This is a genomic window from Schaalia sp. ORNL0103 (assembly GCF_019429565.1).
In the GTDB taxonomy this organism is placed as follows: Bacteria; Actinomycetota; Actinomycetes; order Actinomycetales; family Actinomycetaceae; genus Pauljensenia.
In genome coordinates this window covers 88,682-111,291 of sequence record NZ_JAHXSA010000003.1, presented here as the reverse complement: position 1 = coordinate 111,291, position 22,610 = coordinate 88,682, and the positions used below count along the sequence as shown (strand labels likewise).

The window sequence follows — 22,610 nt, the reverse complement described above, 5'->3', positions numbered from 1 at the left end:
GAGGCCGGGGATAGGCTCGCTCCTAGCACCCATTTGCGCAAGGTTACTCTGTCGTAAATGGCGCCCTGGCCTCGTCGCACCAGGTGTTACATGCGCTGAGACGAGCCCGCGCGACACCCTCACACAATCCGATACGATGACCAGCGCCGCAGCGAACAGCAATGGCGGAGAATACTCACGCATCCAACACAGAACACGCGCGACGAACCTCGACACATACACACCGAAGGGGAGCATGCATGGGCTCAGAAGAACAGACTCATACCCGCAGGCATCCACGACGCACCCTCATCGGCATCGCTTCAGTAGCGGTCCTTACCCTCACGATCACGGGTACAGCCTGTGGCTCGCGCCAGCCCAGCGCAGATAGCCAGACACAGTCCGCACAATCGCCCGCGCAATCCTCCTCGAACCTGGCCCCAACCCAAGAATCTGGAGCCTCCGCAGCCACCCCAACACCGACCAAAGCAACACCGACCACGCCTGCGTGCGAGGACGGTTCCCCCACGCCGCTCGGTACGTGCCTATATCCCGCATCGGTCCAGTGGCTCCCCGACCTCCTCCCCGACCCGCGCGAGGTGGACCGCACCGATCCCGAGCAGGTCGCCATCGCCTACACCATCACGCGTAACACGTGGGATGCATCGCGCGATAAATCCAACGCCTATGCATTCATCCGCGCGAGCGTGTACGAAGTACCGGAACGAGCGAGCAGCCACACGAAGACGCCCGACCTGGAGCACGGTCAGGGTGAATTCCTACCGCTCCTGGCCAACCGTGCCCACACGACCGTCACCATCACGGGCAGCAACAACCATGGGCAGCAGCCGAACACTGACCCGACGCGCTGGTACGGAAACGTCTACTACTTGCGCAACTACTCCGACGACTCGTTGGAGCCCGTGAAGGGGCGCGAGGTCGTCTTCCTGCGACTGCAGGACGATGGCACGTGGGCGGTCGTCGACAGCGGACCGTACTAAAAGAACCAGCGCAGGCACACCACGCACGAGGCCGGAACCCACCCAGGGATCCGGCCTCGTTCACGTTGGACAGATCCCCACACCACCCACCCGACACACGCCAACACCCCACATGAACAATTGCGTCACAGCACTGCCCGAGCGCAGGCAAACACACAACCCACCGCAGACTTGTCACACAATCACTTACTGACACATTTTTCCGTAATATTGCACGCATTGATAACAATGTGGTTCACTTGACAGCCGTGGAGCCCTAGCTCGCACGTCACTGCACCGTCGCACACGCAGACTCCACGCGACGCGCCCACGCCGCAACGTCCCCAGCCGCAGTACAGACTGAAAGGACCTCGCGATGAGAACATTTACTCCCATCGCCATCGCTCTCGCGGCGACCGCAGGATTGGCCGGTGCCACCCTGCCAGTCACGGCCTCGTCGGCCGCCACCGCCCAGTGGACCATCCTCAAGGAAGCCCCCACCCCGGTGTCGAACCCGATGAAGGGCTTCATGCCGTGGGCGCCCGAGGACGGGAGCGCACCCGGAACGGTCGCAAACGCCCTGCCCTACACGCTCGAGTGGGCGCCCTTCCCCGTGAACACCGTCGTCACCGGACGCGACACCTACGACTTCACAAAGGTCGACACCCTCTTGGACGCGATCGCGTCGCGCGGACACCAGGCTGTCATCCGCTTCTCCCTGGACACCCCCGGGAAAAAGACCGGCATGCCCCAATACCTGATCGACGCAGGCACGGACACGAGCCGCACGTACGACTTCTACGACAACAAGAGTATCTCTTTCTCCCCCAACTACAACGACCCGAAGGTTCAGGAGATGCTCCTGCACTTCGTCGCGGCCCTCGGAGACAAGTACGACGGGGATCCGCGCATCGGCTTCATCACCGCGGGCCTGTACGGATTCTGGGGCGAGGAGCACACCTACCCCTACAACGGCTACGCCAACAACCAAAACCCGAAGGCCATCAACTGGATGCCGTCGGACGAGTTCCGCGCACAACTCGTCGAGGCCTGGGACGACGCCTTCGACGAGACCTTCATCCAGAACCGCTACCCCACCGAGGCCACGAAGGCTCACGGCATGGGGTACTTCGATGACTCCCTCGGCTACGCGACCCTGGAGGGGACCGACTGGCATTTCATCCCCAAGCTCAAGGACCAGGGTGAGGGGGATGCCTGGCACCACTCCCCCATCGGCGGCGAGCTCTACCCCTCCTTCCAGGAATGCGCATTCTCTCAGCCGCTGCGTTGCCCGAGCATGGAGGCTGGGCGCGATTACAAGGCCCTCGAGTCGATCCAGAAGGCTCACGCGACGTGGCTCATCAACCAGCACGCGTTCTCGACTGGCTACACCGGCGCTGAGCTGACGCGCGCCAAGGCAGCGAGCGCCACCATGGGCTACACGTTGCAGGCCACCCGCACGTCGGCGACCTACCACGGCGCGAAGGCCGCCGTGGCCGTGGAGATCAAGAACACCGGCACCGCCCCGTTCTACGCGACGTGGCCGCTCGAGGTCGTCCTCGTCGACTCGAAGGGCGCGATAGTGGCCAGCCAGACCATCGAGTCCACCCTGCCCTCGATCCTCCCGGGCCAGACGGGGAGGATGACCGCACGCCTGCCGCTGCCCGCGGAGTACCGCGCGAACAACTCTGCGCAGAAGCTGACCGCCGCGATCCGCGTCGTCAACCCGCTGCCCAATGGTGTGCCCGTCGCCTTCGCGAACGAGGCCATGAACAAGCCGCTGCCCGGCTACCTGGAACTGGGGAAGCTGGCCCGGGGCCGCGCGCCGAAGAACTAACAACGAGGCCGGGACCCCACTCAAGGGGCCCCGGCCTCGCCGTTCACGCTTTACGGCAGCGGCTTGACCGCGCGGTGCATGCAGGCGATGCCGCCGGTGAGGTTGCGGTACTCGACTTCGCTCCAGCCGTTGGCGGCGATCATGCGGCCGAGTTCCTCCTGGGCCGGCCACGCGCGAATCGACTCGACCAGGTAGTCGTAGGCGCCGTCGTTCGTGGAGGCCAGGCGGGCGATCGCCGGCATGACGGTCGACTGGTAGACGTTGTACATGCCGCGGAAGACGCGCGAGGGCGGCGTGGAGAACTCCAGGACCACGAGGCGGCCGCGCGGGCGCACGACGCGCGCCATCTCGCGCAGCGCGAGCTGCGGGTCCGGGATGTTGCGCAGGCCCCATGAGATGGTGACCGCGTCGAAGGAGCCGTCCTCAAAGTCCAGGTCCATGGCGTTGCCGTGCACAAACTCGATCTCGGGGTGGCGCACGCGGCCCACCTCGATCATGCCTTCGGACAGGTCGCAGGCGACGACCTCGGCGCCGCCCTTGGCCAGCGCGGCCGACGACGCGCCGGTGCCGGCCGCCAGGTCGAGGATGCGTTCGCCGGGGTGCGGGGCGACAGCCTTACGCAGGGCGGTCATCCACACCCTGTCCAAACCGCCCGTCATCAGCGCATCCATCACGTCGTATCGCGAGGCGAGGGAGTCAAACATCGAGGCGATCTCTTTGGGATCCTTGTTCAGGTCCGCGCGCGGGGATTCAGTCATGCGTCAATACTCGCACGTCTTCCAGCGCGCCGCCGCCCCTGCTCCTACCATGGAACCCATGCACAACGACTTCGGATGCTCGCGCCTCGCCTTTCGGGCGTTGGTCCTACCCCCGCAGCACCCGGGGTCTACTTGCTCACTGACGTCTCTGCTTCCCGACTCCGGGGGCGCCGCTTGGCTGGGTGAGCGCCGCCAGATGATCGGCCTGGGACGGGCACTCACGATCGAGTCCGCGACCTCGAGCGCGATCGCCGACGTGCGCCGCGCGTGGGAGGCCACCCCTGCCTCGTCCGCCGATGATGCACCCTCCCCCGTTCTCTTCGCGTCCTTCGCGTTCCGATCCCCCGCCCGCTCGGCTGCCTTCGTGCCCGCGCTGACTCTCATCGACGAGGCCGGGGCCCGCTGGGCGATCACCGCTGGCATCGGGGACGCCCCCGATCCGCTGGCGGCTGTTAACGAGGCCCTGGCCGAGGCGAGGCCCGCCCCGCGCGTGCCGGAATCCCTGACGTTTGGGCACGGGTCGATGTCGCGCGGCCAGTGGCGCGACTCGGTGCGAGCGATGGCGCAGCGCCTGCGCGATGGCGCCGCCGACAAGGCCGTCATGGCGCGCGATATGACGGTGCGCTGCGCCCATGGCTTCGACGAGCGTTTCCTGCTTGAACGCCTGAGCGACCTCTACCCGTCGACGTGGCGCTTCTGCGTGGATTCGCTGGTGGGTGCGTCCCCGGAGATGCTGATCGCGGCCTCGGACGGCACGGCGAACTCTCGCGTCCTGGCGGGCACGTGCAAGCCCGGCGAGGGCGAGGCACTCGCATCAAGCGCGAAGGATCTGCGCGAGCACGACCTAGCCTCCGAGTCGGTGTCCTCGATCCTGACGCAGCTGTGCTCCTCGGTGACGACTCAGGGGCCATTCCTGTTGTCGCTGCCCAACGTTGTTCACCTGGCGACGGACGTTCACGCGCGCCTGGGGTCTGCCCACCTCCTGGATCTGGTGGCCGCCCTACATCCGACGGCCGCCGTGTGCGGAACCCCGCGCGACGCGGCGATGCGCCTCATCGAGGAGCTGGAAGACACCGCGCGCGGCCGCTACTCGGGGCCCGTGGGTTGGGTCGATACGGCGGGGAACGGCGAGTTTGCGATCGCGTTGCGCTGCGGGCTCACGTCGGGCACGCGTCTGCGCCTCTTTGCGGGGGCCGGCATCATGCCGGACTCCGACCCGGACGCCGAACTGGCCGAGACCGAAGCGAAGATGCGCCCGCTCCTGGACGCCCTCGGCGTCTGACCGACTCATCGACGCACAAAGGCCCGCCGCCCCTTCACAGGGGCAGCGGGCCTCGTCAGCGCACGGCACTGGAGCCACTCGGCGCGCACGCACGCGCTCAGCGCACGCGCTCAGCTCACTGAATCCGCACGGACACGTCCTGCGTGGCGCCGTCGCGCACGATCGTCATGGTGACGGTGTCGCCGGCCTTGTAGCGGCGCACGTAGCCGATCAGCTGCTTGGGGCTGGTCACTTCCTGGCCCTCGACCTTGACGATGACGTCGCCGGCGCGGATGCCCGCCGCGGAGGCGCCGGAACCTGCGGAGACGTCCTGGACCTCGGCACCCACGTAGGTGTCGGAGCCGACGGTCGTGGTCGCAGCCTTGACGGTCACGCCGAGCATGCCGTGCGAGGCACTGCCCGAGGCGATGAGCTGGTCCGCGATGGACACGACCAGGTCGGAGGGGATCGCGAAGCCCAGGCCGATCGAACCCGCCTGCCCATCTGAAGACGAGGAGAGCGACTTGATCGACGAGTTAATGCCGATGACCGCGCCACTCGCGTCGAAGAGCGGGCCGCCCGAGTTACCGGGGTTGATCGACGCGTCGATCTGGATCGCGTTCGTCACCACGAGATCCGAGGAAGCCTGCGTGCCGTCCTCCGAGGTCGCGGATTCGTCCACCGAGACCTCGACGGGGCGGTTGAGCGCTGAAACGATGCCGGTCGTCACCGTGTTCGACAGGCCCAGGGGCGCGCCGATCGCCATGACGGGGGCGCCGACCTCGAGGTTCGCGGAGGAGGCAAAGCGCGCGACGGTGAGGTCCGAGGGCGGGTTCTCCAGTCGGATGACGGCCAGGTCGGTGGTCTTGTCGTGGCCGACGACCACGGCGCCGTAAAGGCGCCCATCGGCGAGGGTCACCTGAATCTGTCCGCCGCCGAGGGCGGACGCGATGACGTGGTAGTTGGTGACGATGTCGCCCTGCGCGTCGTAGACGACGCCGGAGCCGGTGCCGCCCGAGGATGCGCCCTGCGCCTGAATGGTCACGACGGCGGGCGACACGGCGGCGGCAACGTCCGTCCAATCCGTCCCGGAGCTGTTCGAGGCGGGCACGGTGGCCACCGTTCCCCCGTTGAGGTTCGTGGGCGTGGACGCGCGCAGCATCGCGGGGCGCGCGTAGAAGACAGCGCCGAGGGTCAGGCCGATCGTCAGGAGCATCGCTCCAAGGAGGGCGACCCAGCCCGGGCCCTTCTTCGTCACGATGACGGTGGGCGACGCGAAGGCATCCGGCGAGGCCGGGGCCGCGTATCCACCGTAGGGCTGGCCGGATGGGGCGGAGTATGCGCCGCCGGACGCGGGGGCTTCCTGGGCAGGCACGGGGGCTTCCTGGGCAGGCACGGCGGGGGCCGCCGGTGCAGCGGGGGCAGCCTGCGCCGAGGCGGGCGGAACCGCGCCAACGGGCGGCGCGGGTATCGTCGTGGCGGAGGGCATCTCGCGCGTGGCATCCTGCGCGACCGGAAGCTCCTGAGTGGCCGAGTGGTCCTGAGCCGTCGAGCGCTGCGGGTAGCTGGGGGCCGAGGCCGTCTCAGCGTCGCGCGCCGAGTCGGCATCGTGGGCCGGAATATGAGGCTGAGTCATGGTTTCCTCTGGTGTCAGTTCGTTATCTGCCCACCAGTATGGGCCGTTTCCTCAAAGGGCCACTGAAAGCGTCCTGGAAGTTTCCTGTAAACCGTTGAACCTCACAGCGAACACGCGTCCCGTCAGGAGAGCACGTCATGGACTGCTGGGTACAGGTGCGCAGCGCGCTCGACGGGCGCGTGAATCAACCGCGGTCCGCTGGCGGGTCGGGCGAGCAACGACTCCAGTTCCCAAGGCACGTCGGCGCGCGCGAAGGCCACGCCGTACGCGGCCGCGAGCGCCTCGTACTCCACCGATTGAGCGAGGCCGAACCACCGGTCGTAGGCCTCAGGGCTGGTGGCGCGCCCGTGTTCGAGGGTGGCGAAGATGCCGCCGCCCCCATCGTCCGCGACGACGATATCCAGGTGAGCGCCCATGCTCGCCGCCAGGGCGAGGGAGGAGGCGTCATGGCAGGCCGTGAGGTCGCCCATGACGGCGGTGACGCGCGTGCCCACGGGGGCCGAGGTCTCGCCCGCGTATCCGGAGCCCAGGCAGATGCCGACGGCGGTCGCGATGGTGCCGTCGATGCCGGCCTGTCCCCGGTTGGAGTGGACGATGCGCCCCTCCAGCGTGGGGACGGCGAGGTCGAAGGCGCGCACGGGGTTGGAGGCTCCCAGCACGAGGGGGCCGCTCGTCGAGGCAGCGACGCTTCGCGCGAGGTCGAGCATCGTGCGCCCGGAGCCGGAGGCGAGCAGGGATTCGATGCGCTCGCCAGCGTCGCAAGCGGCTTCGCGCACGCGGGCGGCCCACTCGGCCTGAGCGGCGCGGATCGGCTCGCGTGCTGGCTCGAGGTCGGCGACGACGACCGACGCGTTGCCCGAGATGTCTACCCAAGGGGCGTGCGCATCGACAACGACGACACGCACGTCGGGGCGCGCGAGCAGGGCCTGAATCGGGCGGGACAGCGTCGGACGCCCGGTCACAACGACCGCGTCGACCTCACGCCCCAGCGGCGAGCTGACGAGGGACTGCTCGAAGGGGGTCACTCCCCCGCCGCACCACGCGCCCGACGCCGGTTCGGCGAGCAGCGGGAAGCCCGAGGCCTCCGACCACTCGCGGGCGCGGGACGAGGCGCCCTCACCCGCGACAATCAGCCCGGCGTCGGCAGGACCAACCACGTCCTCCCAGCGCGCGGGCACGGCATGCGCACCCATCACCCGGGTCGGGCGGGGAACGAAGGGGGCCACGGCCTCGTCCCCTGAGTCGGAGGCGAGACGGACGGGGGTCAACGGGTCGCGGAAGGCGACGTTGATCTGCACGGGTCCGGGCGTGCCGCTCGGCGCCCCGCAGGCGGCCGCGACCGCGCGGGCGAGGTGGCCGACGAGGGAGGGCGAGGCCTCCTGCGGCTCCAGATCAATGCTCGCGCGCACGTGCGTGCCGAAGAAGCCTGCCTGATCGGTCGCCTGGGAGGCTCCAACGCCGCGCAGTTCGCCGGGGCGGTCGGCGCTCAGGACCAGGAGGGGCAGGCGCGCGTGCGAGGCCTCGAGGACGGCGGGGGCCAGCTCGGCGACGGCGGTGCCGGAGGTGACGACGATGGCGGGCAGCGCTCCGGTGCGTGCCAGGCCGACGGCCGTGAAACCGGCGCCGCGCTCATCCAGGATCGGGCGCGCATCCCCGCCGAAAGAGCCCGCCTCAAGGGCGTAGGCGAAGGGCGCAGAGCGCGAACCCGGGCAGTACAGGACGTGCGTGACGCCCAGGGCATCCAGGGACTCAAGGATAGCGCTGGCGGTATCGACGGAGGGCATACGCCCAGCCTACCGGGAGCCCACCCTCAGGTGCTCGGCCATGCCTTCGAGGCGCATGCCCCAGCGGGAGACGAGGTCGCCGTCGACCGGGGTGCGGTCAATGAGCTCCCGGTCCGGCTCGAGGCGCCGCACGGGCAGGCGGCCGCGCTCGGGAATCAGGGGCTGGGTCACGTCGCCCACCAGCAACGAGGCGGTGGCCAGTCCGGCGGCCCGGGGCAGACCGGGCACGGCGGCAGCGGCGGCGACGCCGACCGACAGGCCGACGGACGTCTCGAGGGCGGAGGACACGACGACGCCGAGGCCGCTCTTGCGGGCGACCTTGAGTGCGGCGCGCACGCCTCCGAGTGGAGCAACCTTGATGATGACGACGTCGGCGGCCTCCTTGCGGGCCACCTCCAGGGGGTCCTCAGCACGGCGGATCGACTCATCGGCGGCGATCGGCACGTCCACGGATCGGCGCACCTGGGCCAGCTCGTCCACCGTCAGGCAGGGCTGCTCGACATATTCGATGGGAACGACGCCGGCGGCCGCGGCCATTGCCGGGATGGCCTCGCGAGCCTCATCGACCTCCCACGCGCCGTTGGCGTCGAGGCGGATCATCGCCTGCCCGCCCACGGTCTCACGCAGGGCGTCGGCGACGGCGGCGATGCGCGCACAGTCGCGCCCAACGCTGACACCGGGCTCCGCAACCTTGATCTTCGCGGTCGCGCACCCACCCGAGGCCTTCACGCGCTCGTAGGCTTCCTCGGGCGAAATGACGGGGATCGTGACGTTGACGGGCACGAACTTGCGACGAGGCACCGGCGGGAAACGGCGAGCAGACTCGAGGGCTGCGGCCAGCCAGCGCGAGGACTCCAGATCGTCGTAGTTCCAGAAGGGCGCGGCCTCTCCCCAACCGGCGTGTCCGTGTAGGAGGAGCCCCTCGCGGCGAGTCACGCCACGGAAGCGCGTCGTCATCGCTACCTTGTACACAAGGATGTCGTCGACGCCTTCGAGGGCGTAACGCGTTTGACGGCTGAGCGTGCGCATCGGGATGCGCATCAGCGTCGGTTGCTGCGCTGCGTTCACACGAACCCTCCTTACTTACCGGTAATATTATCGCGCAACCTCGCACTATCGACAAATCCTGCACACATCAACTTGTAACCAATTGCGCAGTAAGTGCGGCAAAGTGACAGACTCTTTGGAACGACTGAACACGTGGCAAGTAGGCGCGTCTAATGGGACACACCCTCAAGTGTCTAGATGCCATATAAAACGGTTACAAGAAAGTAGCCTTTGTTCCGATTGGTTAGGTTGCGCACCCTATAGCCCCACGCATGTCCTTCGTCCTAGGCTGGTCGGCAACGCCGCCACCCCTCTCGAGCACGCACACCCCGACACCTGCCACTGCCTCGTCGATTAGAATCCGACACATGAGTGCTCTCCCCTTCGTGTCCGACACCTTCGACCCGACTCGCTGGCGCGAGGTCGAGGGATTCGACTTCGCCGACATCACCTACCACCGCGGTATCTCGCGCGGCCCCGAGGCCGACGGCCGTCCCGAGGGCACCGACATGCCGGTCGTGCGCATCGCCTTTGATCGCCCCGACATTCGCAACGCCTTCCGCCCCGGCACCGTCGACGAGCTGTACCGCGCGCTCGACCACGCGCGCCAGACCTCCTCGGTCGCGGCCGTCATCCTGACGGGCAACGGTCCCTCGGCGCGCGACGGCGGATACTCCTTCTGCTCCGGCGGCGACCAGAGGGTGCGAGGCCGCGACGGCTACCGTTACGAAGTCGAGGGTGCCGACCCCGAGGCTGCCACCGCCCAGCGCCGCGAGCAGATCGATCCCGCGCGCGCCGGGCGCCTGCACATCCTCGAGGTTCAGCGCCTCATCCGCACGATGCCGAAGGTCGTCATCGCGGCCGTCCCCGGATGGGCTGCCGGCGGCGGTCACTCCCTCAACGTGGTCGCGGACCTGTCGGTCGCCTCCATTGAGCACGCGGCCTTCATGCAGACGGACGCGAACGTCGGCTCCTTCGACGCAGGCTACGGCTCGGCACTCCTGGCCCGCCAGGCCGGGGATAAGCGGGCACGCGAGATCTTCTTCCTCGCCGAGCGCTACGACGCCGAAACTGCCGAACGCTGGGGCCTCATCAACCGCGCCGTCCCTCACGCCCAGCTCGAGGAGACCGCCCTGGAGTGGGCCGCGACCATCGCGACAAAGTCCCCGCAGGCCATCCGCATGCTCAAGTTCGCCTTCAACCTGGCCGACGACGGCCTGGCCGGCCAGCAGGTCTTCGCGGGCGAGGCCACGCGCATGGCCTACATGACGGCCGAGGCCCAGGAGGGGCGCGACGCCTTCCTCGAGCACCGCGCCCCCCGCTGGGAGGATTACCCCTACTACTACTGAGGTCGGTTTCCTCACCGACACTCAGCGACTCACAGGCCCGAGATCTCCTCGATCCCGGGCCTTCATCGCTCACGCGAGATAGACGCGCGCCTCCCATTCTCCGAGGGTTTCCGGGACTCCCCGGTCCCCCTCGGGCAGGTCGCGGTTGGCCAGGAGGAGGTCCCCGCTCACCCCGCGCACGGCCTCGCCGAGGGAGGCGGGCTGGGAGGAGAGGTTGACGAGGACGGTCGCCGCGGCCTCGCCAAGGGTGCGGCGGTAGGCGAAGATCTCGGGCGAGGGAGTCTCGATGCGCTCAAACGAGCCGGCCGCGATGACGGGCAGCCCGTGGCGGATGTCCGCGAGCGCGCGGTAGTAGGCGTACACGGAGGACGGGTCGTCGACCTGGGAGGCCGCGTTGATGTCGCGATAGTTCGGGGTGACCCCAATCCACGGGATGCCCTGCGTGAAGCCTGCGTTTTCACTCGCGTCCCACTGGACGGGTGTGCGCGCGTTGTCGCGGCCGATGAGGCGCATACCTGCGAGGACGTCCTCGGGGTTCTCCCCCGACTCCACGGCCTCGCTGTAGTAGCGCAGGGCCTCGACGTCTCGGTAGTCGTCGATGCCCCCGAAGACGCTGTTGGTCATGCCGAGTTCCTCGCCCTGATACACGTAGGGCGTGCCACGCAGCATGTGCAGGGCGGTGGCCAGAGCCGTTGCCGACTCGTAGCGATATTCCTCGTCGCCGAAGCGGCTGACGGCGCGCGGCTGGTCGTGATTGTCCAGGTAGAGGCTGTTCCAGCCGACCTCGCCCTGGGCCTCCTGCCAGGTGCTCAGGCAGTCGGCGAGCTCGCCGGGCCGCAGCGGGCGGGGGTGGAACTTCCCCGCTTCGAGGCCAAGGTCGACGTGGTCGAATTGGAAGACCATGTCGAGCTCACGCCGGGCAGGGTCCGTGAACAGCAGGACGTTGTCGCGTCGCACGCCGGGGCACTCGCCAACCGTCATGGTGCCGCTGCGGCCCTCGAACACCTCGCGGCGCATCTCGGCGAGGTATTCGTGCAGGTGCGGGCCTTCGGAAAAGTGCGGGAAGCCCTCACCCCACACACGCCCGGGGTAGACGATGCCGTCGGGCATGCCCGGGTCCTTCGAGATCAGGTTGATGACATCCATGCGGAAACCGTCGACGCCACGGTCAAGCCACCAGTTCATCATCTCGTAGACGGCGGAGCGCACGTCGGGGTTGTCCCAGTTCAGGTCGGGCTGCTTCCTGTGGAACAGGTGCAGGTAATACTGGCCGGTGGCCTCGTCCCAGGCCCAGGCCGAGCCGGAGAAGAAGGACCCCCAGTTGGTGGGCTCCGCCCCGGCCTCGCCACCCACGAACCCGGGGCGCGGATCGCGCCAGATGTACCAGTCGCGCTTCGGGTTATCCCGCGAGGAGCGCGACTCGACGAACCACGGGTGCTCGTCCGAGGAGTGGTTGACGACCAGGTCCATGACGAGGCGCATGCCCCGCTCGTGGACACCCCCCAGCAGGCGATCGAAGTCCGACAGAGTACCGAACATCGGGTCGATGTCGTAGTAGTCGGCGATGTCGTAGCCGTTGTCTGCCTGCGGGGAGGCGTAAATCGGCGAGAGCCACAGGACATCCACGCCCAGGGACTTCAGGTAGTCGAGCTTGGAGCGGATGCCCTCGAGGTCGCCAAAGCCGTCGCCGTTGGAGTCTTTGAAGGAGCGCGGGTAGATCTGGTAGACGACCGCGCCCTTCCACCACTCGTCGGGGCCCAGGCCGTTGCCTGCGGGGTTCAGCGCATCGTTACAGAAGAACATGGAGCACCTGCCATACGTTGAGGTCGGGCACGCGGCCCGCTGCCGTTATGCGCAGACTACCGTGTCTGACACGCCTCTCCCCACCGTAAGTCGCGGCGTGCGTCAATGCCGCCCCTTCCGGCCACATACCGTCACGAGGCCAGCGATCAGAGCAAACCTCACCCGCCCTCAAAAAGTCGCATGCAATTCCCGCGGAGGCCACATGCACGACAGCGCGAAAACAGCAGAATTTCAACGGTTCGAGTTCAAAACTTGAAATGCCTTGAGGGGAATTGCATGCGAAATTGGTCCCCGCTAATGAGCGGCCGCCACAAGGACTGCGTCCACACATAGACACACTGACCGTAACTGCTTTCAGCAGCGCCTCCGGGACAAAACTCTCCCTGCATGCTTTCTTGGCGATCTCACCGGTACAAAATTCGCCCAACAGACCCCCCTCAGCAGCACTTCCGAGACAAAATTCGCCCAACAGACCCCCCTCAGCAGCACTTCCGAGACAAAATTCGCCCAACAGACCCCCCTCAGCAGCACTTCCGAGACAAAATTCGCCCTGCTCCCCAAAAATGGCCCATTTTTCGGGATTTTGGCCCTGCAGGGCGAGTTTTGTCTCGCCCCGAAGTCAGACGCTGGGTTGCTGGGCGAATCTTCGCACGCAGCAACGGTGGACGAACGATCACCCCCCCGCACCGGTTGTCGTAGGTGGCAGATTCTAGGGGTGGTTGCAACACGTGTTACGCCCTGAGCAGCAGCTCAAGTCGCTGCTTGGGTGTGTCCCAGTTTAGCGTTTTGCGTGGACGGTCGTTGAGCTGGTCGGCGATGACATCCAGGTCTGCTTCGGTCAGGAGTGACAGATCGCTTCCCTTGGGCATGTATTGGCGCAACAACCCGTTTGTGTTCTCGTTGGTGCCGCGTTGCCAGGGTGAGTGTGGGTCACAGAAGTACACGTCAAGGCCTAGCTCGGAGGCGATCTTGCGGTGTTGGGCCAGCTCGCTTCCCTGGTCCCAGGTCAGTGACAGACGTAAGGAATGGGGCACGTCTGCGAGCTTGTCGATAATGGCATCTTGAACTTCAACGGCTGTGTGTCCATTGGGCAAGTAGAGCAAGATCGTGTACCGGGTCGAGCGTTCCACGAGCGTGCCGACCGCGGATTGTCCTTTGGCTCCGATGATCAAGTCGCCTTCCCAGTGGCCAGGGAGCGCCCGGTCTTCCACACTGGCGGGCCGTTCGCTGATCATCACCATGGGGTCCTTGAATCGTGGCCGTACCTGACGAGAGTATGCGGCTGGGCGCCTGCGAGTGCGTCCTTGGCGCATGAGGGAAGCGATCTCTTTGCGGAGTGTGCCTTTGGCTTGGACGAAGATGGACTGGTAGATCGTCTCCACGCACGGGTTCATGCTCTGATTATGCGGGAAACGCATGCGCAAGTATGCGCAAATCTGTTCTGGGCTCCATCTAAGCTCAAGCTTGTCCCAGATGATGCCCCACAAGCCAGGATTGGCGCATTTGCGCGCTTTAGGACGTTTGAGGCGCTTGCCTGCTCGCATGTGAGCGATGTAGGGGTTGTAGCACGTGGAGGTAATCCCATTGCGCTTCAGCTCCCGGCTCACAGTCGAGGGTGAACGCCCCAACCGGCGGGCAATGTCCCGAATCGAGAATCCCTCGACGCGCCATCCGAAGATGAGCATGCGTTCCTTGAGCGACAAGAACCGTTGACTGATCCGATGCGGTTGGCATTTCATGTACAGACGGTACCAATGGGCCTGAGGAGCGATACTGGCTCGCTCACACCGTCCACTTGAGCGAGTCCGGCCATTACGCCAGACCTTGCCCGTCCGCTTCGAGACCCCAACAGCATGAGCTGCCTGCGTGAAGTTCAAACCATCAGCAAGAGCCCGGACATACTCCCGATGCCGAGCCTGACACGCCTCCCGACGGGAGGGGTACTCAACCCCCTGAAAAACACGACCAACACCAGCCACAACGAACTCCTTCACCAAGATCCGTTGCAACCACCACTAGAACCTAGAGGTCCTGGCACGCAGCAGGCCCCGGAAAACTCGCACGTAATTCGATTGAAAGAAGTTTCAACAAACGCTGAAAACGTTGCAATTCCAACGAGGCGCATTAAAGATTTGAAACAGTCGCAGGAGAATTACGTGCGGAATTGGTGAGCATCGACGGCTGTGTATGCTGCGGTGCCCGCGAGCCGCAGGGCCTGGCTGCGGCACCCGTGGGCGGCGGCGGGGCCCTGGCACACCAGAACGACAGGCACCGCCGGTGTGGAGGGCGCCGGAGGGACCGGAGGCCTGGCTGCGGCGGCCGTGGGCGACGGCAAGGCCTGGCTGCGGCGGCCGTGGGCGGCGGCAAGGCCTGGCCGGGCTTCGAGATCGACCACTCCGAGCCATCAGGCTCGCGTGTGGCGATCTCGCGGGCGGGCCGCCGCCCACGGGCTCACCAAGCAGCCCGGCCCCACTGCAGGATCAGACGGCGCTCGGAACACCAGCGGGACCACAAACACAAACACAACAAAGCGGGCCGGAACCCTTCGGTTCCGGCCCGCCCTCGATGCTCAGTGGTTGTCGGCGCTGCGCGACAGCTAATCAGCACCGCATAAGGCGTGTCAGTAGTGCACGACCACCGTGTCGCCCATGTCGGTCCAGTCGTAGATGAACTTCGCGGCGTCGACGGGCATGTTCACGCAGCCGTGGGAGCCGCCGTAGCCACTCCAGCCGAAGGAGGAACGCCAGGGGGCGCCGTGCATCGCGTAGCCACCGCTGAAGTAGGTGACCCACGGGACGCCTTCGGTCTCATACTTGGTGCCGTCGGCGTTCTCGCCGCGCATGGTCTGCACGTCGTACTTGAGGTACACGTGGAAGGTACCGACAATGGTGGGGGTCTCGGGAGCGCCGGGAACCATGTAGAAGGGGCCGCCGGCAACCTTGCCGCCGACGTAGGCGGTGACGGAGTTGTCGGTGAGATTAACGTCGACCCACTTCTCGCCTTCGGCTGCCTGGTAGACCAGGTTTTCGGTGCCTTCGGCGACCTGCTTGGTCTCGGAGCCGGGCTCGACGTCGTCGTAGTGGAACAGGCCCTCGTACGCCTTGCCGTCGGTCATGGCGGCGACGACGTCCTTGGTGATCTGCTCGGTGTTGTTGGTCTTGAGGCCCTTCTTGCCTTCGCGGGCAACGGTTAGGACGTTGCCGGAGGAGTCGACGTTGTCGACGCGGTTCTCGGGCTTGACGTCGGTCTTTGCGGCCAGCGCGTTGACCCAGTCGGCGACCTTGACGGAGTTGATGGACGGGTCCTCGAGGCTGCCGTCATCCTTGGTGAGGAATTCGACCCACTTGACCTTGTCGGAGCGCTCGGCGGAGAAGGTGTCGATGCCGTCGGAGATTTCGATGTTTGTCTCGAGGAGGGCGTTGGCCTTCTCGGCGACGACCTCGGCGTTCTCGGTGGTGATGGAGGGTTCCTTCTCACTCACACTCACGTCCTGGGTGACGGAGTTGAGGGTGGCGCCCGCCTGCTTGACGGCGGAGGCGACGTCCTCGGTGGACACGCCGTTTCCGTTCTGCGCGGGGGTGAAGGTGAAGGATTCGCCGTCCTCGGCAACAACGACCGCAGCGTCCTTCATTTCCGAGGTGAGGGTCGAGTTCACGGTCGCAGCGAGCTTCTTGATGGACTCTTCGCTGACGGTGACGACGGGCTCGATGTCGCGCTTGGAGAAGAGGGCGCTGACGAACGCGGGAAGGGACGTGGAGCCCTTCATGGCGGCGTCGGCGGTCTCATCGGCCTCGACCGTGATACCTGCTTCGTTGAGCGAGGCCTCGGTGGTCTTGCCTTCGACGGTGAGCGTGACGGTCGCGGCGTCGGCGCGCTCGTTGACGGCGGCGATCACCTGGTCGCGGGTCATGCCCGCGACGGGTGTGCCGGCGACGGTCGTGCCCGGCAGGGCGCGCCCGGAGTAGTTGGCCGCATACACGATGCCGGCGCAGACGACGAGGAGGACGAGGGCGCTCACGACGCCGATCGCCCATCTGGTTTTCAGGGATAGTTTTTTGAGCATCGTCTCCTATCGTATAACCTCATGCATGCCCGCGCGGAAATTCCGTTGAATTTTCAGCTGCGTTATCTGCCACAAGGAATTGGGCGCATTCTAGCCGTTTCAACCGACAAACGTGATTTTTGCCGCGAGGCCCCTTGCTACCTGCGAGAACGCAAGAGCTTATCCTGGTTGTATATGCGTTCGCCGTCGACTTTGGGAGGCTCATCATGGCTGCGCCGCGACTTCTTGTTGTGCCGGGAGGCACCGCTATTGGCGCTGTCGCCCTGGCGAATGCGTCGATTCATAAGCTCGTTGAGCTGTACGAGGAGCGCCAGGCGGATCCGAATCATCCGGCGCCGCACACGGTTGTCGTCCTGCGCGCTCCGGAGGATGTGCCCCCGGCGACGCTGCGCGGCTCCGCGGTGACGCCCGAGGAGGCTTTCCCTCAGGACCGCTACCCCGGCCTCGCCGAGGCGATCAATGCGGACCCGAATTTCTTCGACGGTATTGACCTGGTTGTCCCGACGTCGGGGTCGAGTGCGGGCAGCCCGCGCCTCGTTGGCCTGTCGATCGAGGCGCTCATGGCCTCGGCGAAGGCGACCGAGCTGGCCCTGGAGGGCCCGGGCCGTTGGATCCTGGCGATGCCGGCGCACCACATCGCGGGCGCGATGATCCTGCTGCGCGCGGCGGTTGCGGAGACGAACCCGCAGATCGTCGACACCTCGGAAGGCTTCGACCCCCATGCTCTGCTGCCCGCGATTCAGGGCGCCACGCAAGACGAGATGCCCGGCTACCTGTCGCTCGTGCCCACCCAGCTCGCCCAGTGCCTCGACGCTGGCGAGGAGGTCGTGGGACCGATGCGCTCGCTGGCAGCGATCCTCGTGGGTGGGGCGGCGACGAACCAGCAGCTGCTCGCCCGCGCGACCGAGGCGGGCCTGAAGGTGTGCCTCACCTACGGCATGACGGAGACGGCGGGCGGCTGTGTCTACGACGGCAAGCCCCTGCCGGGCACGTCGGTGCGCGCGGTGGATTGGGACGGGCGCACGCGCCTGGCGATCCACGGCCCGACGCTGATGACCCGCTACCTGGACGCGGAGAGCCCCTTCTTCGACGAGGGCGGCCACCGTTGGCTGCTCACCGGGGACCTGGGCATTATCCGGGCTTCCGGGACGGTGGAGGTGCGCGGTCGCGCGGACGACGTGATCGTCTCGGGTGGTCTTTCGATCGCGCCGGGTCCGGTGCGCCGCGCGGTGCGTTCCTTCGAGGGCGTGTCGGACGCGTGGATTCTGGGCACTCCGGATGAGAAGTGGGGCCACGTGGTGACCGCGCTCGTGGTTGTTGATCAGATGCCGTCGGATTCGCTGGAGATGGCGGAGCTCGGCTCGGCGATTCGCGAGCACGCGGCGGCGCACATCGGGCGCGCGCAGGCTCCTCGCCGGATTGTGGCCGTCGAGGCCCTCCCCTACCTGGGCTTCGACAAGATCGACCGCGCCGCCGCCGCGCAGGCCGCGGCCGAGGCCTCGGGCACCGAGCGGGAGTGGGTGCGCTAACCCGCTGCCCGGACCCGCGCCCGCTCCAACTACACTGGTGGGCATGGCTTCCGTTTCTGACTGGATTGAAGGCGCTCGCCTGCGCACCCTCCCTGCCGCCGCCGCGCCCGTGATTGTGGGCTCTGCGGCCGCACACTACCTGGGGGGTTTCAGCGCGGTGCGCGCTGCCCTGGCGCTGCTGGTGGCGCTGACCCTGCAGGTGGGGGTCAATTACGCGAACGACTATTCGGACGGCATTCGCGGGACGGATGATAACCGCAAGGGGCCTGCGCGCCTAACGGGCGGCGGCCTCGCCAAGCCAAAGACGGTCCTGGCGGCCGCGCTCGGTTCGTTCGCGGTGGCCGGCGTGGCGGGCCTCGCCCTGGTTGCAGTGTCGGGCACCTGGTGGCTGATCGCTGCGGGCGCCGCGGCGGTCGTGGCCGCGTGGTTCTACACGGGCGGTAAGCACCCGTATGCGTACATGGGCATCGGCCTGTCCGAGCTGATGGTCTTCGTGTTCTTCGGCCTGCTGGCGTGCGTGGGCACGGCATGGACGCAGGTGCAGTCGGCTCCGTGGTGGCTGTGGATGAGCGCGTCGGCGCTGGGCCTCCTGTCGGTGGCACTCCTGATGGCCAATAACATCCGAGATATTCCGACGGACCGCGAGTCGGGCAAGATGACGGCCGCCGTGCGCCTGGGCGATCGCCCGTCTCGCTGGGTGTTTGCGGCGTGCGCGTGGCTTCCAGTCGCCCTCATCATCGCGCTGGGCGTCGCGGTTGGGCTACACCCCTTCGCGACGGGCGCGCTGGGTGTGGGCGCGGGAGCGTGGGCTGCCGGAGTGAGCCTCCCGGTCCTCACCGGCGCCTCGGGCCGCGAACTGATCACGGTGCTACGCAACACGGGGTTCTTCACCCTGGCGTGGGCGCTGTTGGCTGCACTCGCGCTGATCCTCTCCTAGGAACGAGGCCGGGGTCCCTCCGTTCACAAGTCCTCCCCGAGTGGCGAAAAACGACCATCTGTCAGATAGGATGACCTATAGCACTACTCACCGTTTCGCGGAGGCCACGATGAGCAACGATTCCTACACGCCGGGCATGCACGCCCCGATGGGCGAGGTCGCCCTGGGTCCGGTGATGAAGCCGTGAAATGGACAGACATTCAGCAATGGGAGTCGGCGCCGCTGCAGGCGTACGCAGTGGAGTGTGAAAATAAGCAGCGCAAGCTGCAGGCCGCTGGCGATGCCCTCGGACAACGGTTGGACAGCCTCCTTGGTTCGGGCCAAACAGTCAAGGCTGCCAAGGCTGCGCTGCGCAAGCAGATTTTTGTAATCGAGAAAGAGGTTAACTTCCTCATCAGCTCTGCCGAGATCGCCTCTGAGGGCGCTCAGGGCATCAACGAAATCCGCGCGAATGTTGACGACGCGAAGCAACTGGCACATTCCTGGAATATGACTATTGACTCAAGTGGAAACGTGTCAATAGACGCAGCACAGGTGAAGAGGCTCAAAATGGTCGGAAAGAATATCCTCGAGATCAGGCACATGGTCGACATCGCACAAAAACGCGTCAACACAGCCCTCAAACGAGCCCAGGAACTCGTCGACTCTCTCTCGCAAAAGCTAGCGGCCCTTGAGGCGGGAACTTTCGATAACCACGTGCACTACTCCGCGACAGTCAAGAGTCGCCCCACGTTACCGCCCGACGGAGCCTCTGCGCAGGAAGTCGCATCCTGGTGGAGCTCCCTGTCCGACGACGACAAGCAGTGGATGATCAATCAGCATCCTGACGTCATCGGCAACCTTGAGGGCGTCGACTACACGTCGCGTAACCAGGCGAACCGGATCATGCTGCCACGGCTCCAGCAGCAAGCAAAGGAAGAGCTGGACGCGTACGTCGCGACGTTACCCTCCCACATGAGCGGCCAACAACTGGAGGAATTTCTTCGCCTATCAGCTCGCGTCAAGGCTCTGGATGAAATTGACAAGACTCTCAAGAAAGCGGACTCCGATGGAGTTGATCGCTTCCTGATGCAGCTTGACCCGAGCGGGCCGAACATCCTCGCGGCGGTCTCGCAGAATAATCCGGACGACGCCGATCACATCGGTGTCATCGTTCCCGGCATGACGACGAACGTCGCGGACTCTGTCCTGGGGTACGACGATCACGCTAAAGTCATGCGGGAAGCTGCACAAAAGTCGGCAGGCCCCGGAGAAAAGGTCGCGATGGTCTCCTTCTTCGGATACGACGCGCCTCCCGGCATCCTCGAGGCATCAAACACCGACATGGCTCAGGCTGGCGCCAAGAAGCTCTCCAGCTTCCTGACCGGCATCGACGCGGCACGCGAGCACGGAGCCGGCGACGCCCACATCACTGTAGCCGCCCACTCGTACGGCTCGACCACAGCAGGCATCGCCGCAACGTTGGTCGCCGACGGCGTCATCGACGACCTCGTACAATTCGGCTCGCCCGGCTCGGGCGTCCAGGACGTGAGTGAGCTACATATTCCCGAGGGGCACATGTACGTGAGTGCGGCCTCGTACAAAGACGACATGGTCCAAGGACTCGGACCGGACTCCTCGTTCGGCAAAAATCCCGACAAGATGGAAGGCTACAAACACCTCTCCGGAAACGTCGGCTGGTTTTTGCCATTCCCCACCATCGGATTCAAACACAGCTCCTACTTCAAAGAAGGCACCCACGCAAACCGCGATATCGCGCGCGTCATCGGAGGTAATCCACCCTCATGAGAAAACACCTCGCTGCCCTTCTCACACTATTTTCAGTTATTGCATGTGCCGCGTGCGCACCGTTTTTCGGAGGATCCATGAACCCGTTTAGCCCCCAGGTTAAGTCCGTCGAGGCTTTCCAGCGCGACCTCGAGCCCGCCATCATTGCCGCGCGCAACGAGCTTGTCACCGCCGAGAACTTCATGGCGTACAAGAACAGCTATTCGATCGACACTTATGACAAAGATGGCAAGACCATCTGCTCGTTCCATTCGCGCATGTTCTTCTTTACCGAGCTGGACACCGACCACATCCGCGACACCTACAACAGGCGCCTCCTACCCCTCGGATTCGAGCTCTCCGAAGATCGCTGGACCTCCAACGGGGTCGAGATCGTTGACTACGTGTGGACTAACGAGGAATACCACGCCGCGGTCTCCGCGACGACACGACTGGGGGAGCAAACCTCCACCTACTACTACACGCAGGGCACTCCAACGGACGGGTCCACTGGTAACCCGCCGCAGATGATCGACCAGCCCGGGCGCATCCCCGACTGGTTTGACCCCAACCTTCCACCAGCAGACAAGAAATGACACAACAAGCACCCACACACCGACGAGCGCGACCACTTGCGCTCCTCACGTGCGCCCTCCTGGCGCTGTGCACGGCCTCGTGCGCACCGTTTTTCGGAGGATCCATGAACCCGTTTAGCCCCCAGGTGAAGTCCGTCGAGGCTTTCCAGCGCGACATCGAGCCCGCCATCATTGCCGCGCGCAACAAGCTCGTCACCGCCGAAAACTTCATGGCATACAAGGACAGCTATTCGATCGGCACTTATGACGAAGATGGCAAGACCATCTGCTCGTTCCAGTCGCGCATGTTCTTCTTTACCGAGCTGAACACGGACCTCATCCGCGACACCTACAACAGGCACTTGCTGCCCCTCGGATTCGAGCTCTCCGAAGATCGCTGGTCCTCCGGCGGTGTTGAGATCGTTGACTACGTGTGGACTAACGAGGAATACCACGCCGCGGTCTCCGCGACGACACGACTGGGCGAGCAAACCTCCACCTACTACTACACGCAGGGCACTCCAACGGACGGGTCCACTGGCAACCCGCCGCAGCTGATCGACCAGCCAGGACGCATCCCCGACTGGTTCGACCCCAACCTTCCGCCCTCAGGACAGGGATGATGCCACAAGCAACCGAACGCCGGGGAGCACAACCACTCGTGCTCCTCGTCTGTGCCCTCCTGGCGCTGTGCACGGCCTCGTGCGCGGAGTACTTCGGTGGTACTCCGGGGATGAATCCATGGCATGCTGAGCAGCTTCAGCAGGCAGGACAGATGCACTCCATCGAGGACTTTGGACGCGATATCGAGCCGACCCTGATCCAGGTACGCAACGAGCTCATCAACGAGAACAACTTTGAGCTGCGCCATGGAGAAGATGGGATTTCCAGCCAACCAACGGGAGATCAAACACTCTACATCCTCAATTCCCCAACCATTTATTTTCTTGAAGACAATGTCGACAAGGTACGGACGGCGTTTGAAAGTCATCTGATCCCTCTCGGCTTCACCGTCACGGTGGACGAACAAATGACAGACAACGAAGGAAAATTAACTTGGATCATCGCACGGAACCCTACCTACGGGATTAGCGCCAGCGCCTACATCCGTGACTCCAAGCGTTCTTCCTTCGACTACGGGACCGAATTGCTCAGCTCCGATGGATCAACGGACGACCCTCAGCAGCTCGCTGACATCCCGGGCCGCCGGCCCGACTGGCTCATCCCTACCCCCACCACCTGACGCGCATATGCGATACACACGACCACTCGTGCTCGCGCTGCTCCTGTCCTAGCAACGAGGCC

At 65.6% G+C, this 22,610-nt stretch carries 17 protein-coding genes; 10 read left to right on the top strand and 7 right to left on the bottom strand.

Features of this window, described 5'->3' with window-relative positions:
* Positions 1–239 precede the first annotated feature (239 nt).
* Both JJJ16_RS08930 and JJJ16_RS08925 read left to right on the top strand, forming a co-directional pair.
* Positions 240–980 (top strand): hypothetical protein, encoded by a 741-nt coding sequence (locus tag JJJ16_RS08930; RefSeq protein WP_219752349.1) that lies wholly within the window; start codon positions 240–242, stop codon positions 978–980.
* Positions 981–1,335: 355 nt separating this feature from the next.
* Positions 1,336–2,796, top strand: a complete 1,461-nt coding sequence (locus JJJ16_RS08925) for a DUF4832 domain-containing protein (RefSeq protein WP_219752347.1) — start codon at positions 1,336–1,338, stop codon at positions 2,794–2,796.
* A 50-nt stretch (positions 2,797–2,846) separates the two neighbouring features.
* Here the strand turns inward: JJJ16_RS08925 and JJJ16_RS08920 are convergent, their stop codons facing one another.
* Entirely contained in the window at positions 2,847–3,554 is a 708-nt protein-coding gene (locus JJJ16_RS08920; RefSeq protein ID WP_219752345.1) for a class I SAM-dependent methyltransferase, read from the bottom strand.
* Between JJJ16_RS08920 and JJJ16_RS08915 the strand changes: the two genes are divergently transcribed.
* Positions 3,553–4,836, top strand: coding sequence for an isochorismate synthase MenF (locus JJJ16_RS08915; protein ID WP_219752343.1), 1,284 nt, complete (start codon positions 3,553–3,555; stop codon positions 4,834–4,836). The genes JJJ16_RS08920 and JJJ16_RS08915 overlap by 2 nt on opposite strands.
* A 115-nt stretch (positions 4,837–4,951) precedes the next feature.
* Here the strand turns inward: JJJ16_RS08915 and JJJ16_RS08910 are convergent, their stop codons facing one another.
* The 3 genes from JJJ16_RS08910 to JJJ16_RS08900 all read right to left on the bottom strand — a co-directional run bounded on the left by JJJ16_RS08910 (position 4,952) and on the right by JJJ16_RS08900 (position 9,276).
* Positions 4,952–6,451 carry a S1C family serine protease gene (locus JJJ16_RS08910; protein ID WP_219752338.1) on the bottom strand — a complete coding sequence of 500 codons (1,500 nt, stop codon included), beginning with the start codon at positions 6,449–6,451 and terminating at the stop codon, positions 4,952–4,954.
* 122 nt (positions 6,452–6,573) lie between these two features.
* On the bottom strand, positions 6,574–8,235 hold the full coding sequence (gene menD / locus JJJ16_RS08905; RefSeq protein WP_219752336.1) for a 2-succinyl-5-enolpyruvyl-6-hydroxy-3-cyclohexene-1-carboxylic-acid synthase: 1,662 nt from the start codon (positions 8,233–8,235) through the stop codon (positions 6,574–6,576).
* 9 nt (positions 8,236–8,244) lie between these two features.
* On the bottom strand, positions 8,245–9,276 hold the full coding sequence (locus tag JJJ16_RS08900; protein ID WP_219752518.1) for an o-succinylbenzoate synthase: 1,032 nt from the start codon (positions 9,274–9,276) through the stop codon (positions 8,245–8,247).
* Positions 9,277–9,650: 374 nt separating this feature from the next.
* Here JJJ16_RS08900 and JJJ16_RS08895 point away from each other — a divergent pair, with 374 nt between their 5' ends.
* Positions 9,651–10,631 (top strand): 1,4-dihydroxy-2-naphthoyl-CoA synthase, encoded by a 981-nt coding sequence (locus tag JJJ16_RS08895; protein WP_219752334.1) that lies wholly within the window; start codon positions 9,651–9,653, stop codon positions 10,629–10,631.
* A gap of 69 nt (positions 10,632–10,700) precedes the next feature.
* On the opposite strand, the gene JJJ16_RS08890 is transcribed toward JJJ16_RS08895, so the two are convergent.
* The 3 genes from JJJ16_RS08890 to JJJ16_RS08880 all read right to left on the bottom strand — a co-directional run bounded on the left by JJJ16_RS08890 (position 10,701) and on the right by JJJ16_RS08880 (position 16,497).
* On the bottom strand, positions 10,701–12,434 hold the full coding sequence (locus JJJ16_RS08890; protein ID WP_219752332.1) for an alpha-glucosidase: 1,734 nt from the start codon (positions 12,432–12,434) through the stop codon (positions 10,701–10,703).
* Positions 12,435–13,165: 731 nt separating this feature from the next.
* A complete protein-coding gene (locus tag JJJ16_RS08885) occupies positions 13,166–14,311 on the bottom strand; it encodes an IS30 family transposase (RefSeq protein ID WP_413243690.1) in 1,146 nt (381 codons plus the stop codon).
* Positions 14,312–15,054: 743 nt separating this feature from the next.
* Positions 15,055–16,497 carry a L,D-transpeptidase family protein gene (locus JJJ16_RS08880; RefSeq protein ID WP_219752328.1) on the bottom strand — a complete coding sequence of 481 codons (1,443 nt, stop codon included), beginning with the start codon at positions 16,495–16,497 and terminating at the stop codon, positions 15,055–15,057.
* 206 nt (positions 16,498–16,703) lie between these two features.
* Here JJJ16_RS08880 and JJJ16_RS08875 point away from each other — a divergent pair, with 206 nt between their 5' ends.
* From JJJ16_RS08875 to JJJ16_RS08850, 6 genes are all read left to right on the top strand, one after another.
* Entirely contained in the window at positions 16,704–18,026 is a 1,323-nt protein-coding gene (locus JJJ16_RS08875; protein WP_219752326.1) for an AMP-binding protein, read from the top strand.
* A 43-nt stretch (positions 18,027–18,069) separates the two neighbouring features.
* Positions 18,070–18,963 carry a 1,4-dihydroxy-2-naphthoate polyprenyltransferase gene (locus JJJ16_RS08870; protein WP_219752324.1) on the top strand — a complete coding sequence of 298 codons (894 nt, stop codon included), beginning with the start codon at positions 18,070–18,072 and terminating at the stop codon, positions 18,961–18,963.
* Between the two features lie 183 nt (positions 18,964–19,146).
* Complete coding sequence (locus tag JJJ16_RS08865; protein WP_219752322.1) at positions 19,147–20,751, top strand: alpha/beta hydrolase; 1,605 nt, start codon at positions 19,147–19,149, stop codon at positions 20,749–20,751.
* A 77-nt stretch (positions 20,752–20,828) separates the two neighbouring features.
* The gene (locus JJJ16_RS08860) at positions 20,829–21,326 is read left to right on the top strand and encodes a DUF4853 domain-containing protein (RefSeq protein ID WP_219752320.1); all 498 of its coding nucleotides are present in this window, start codon (positions 20,829–20,831) and stop codon (positions 21,324–21,326) included.
* 104 nt (positions 21,327–21,430) lie between these two features.
* The gene (locus JJJ16_RS08855; protein WP_219752318.1) at positions 21,431–21,928 is read left to right on the top strand and encodes a DUF4853 domain-containing protein; all 498 of its coding nucleotides are present in this window, start codon (positions 21,431–21,433) and stop codon (positions 21,926–21,928) included.
* A complete protein-coding gene (locus JJJ16_RS08850; protein WP_225905280.1) occupies positions 21,928–22,548 on the top strand; it encodes a DUF4853 domain-containing protein in 621 nt (206 codons plus the stop codon). Before JJJ16_RS08855 ends, JJJ16_RS08850 begins: the two co-directional genes overlap by 1 nt.
* The last annotated feature ends 62 nt before the right edge of the window (positions 22,549–22,610 follow it).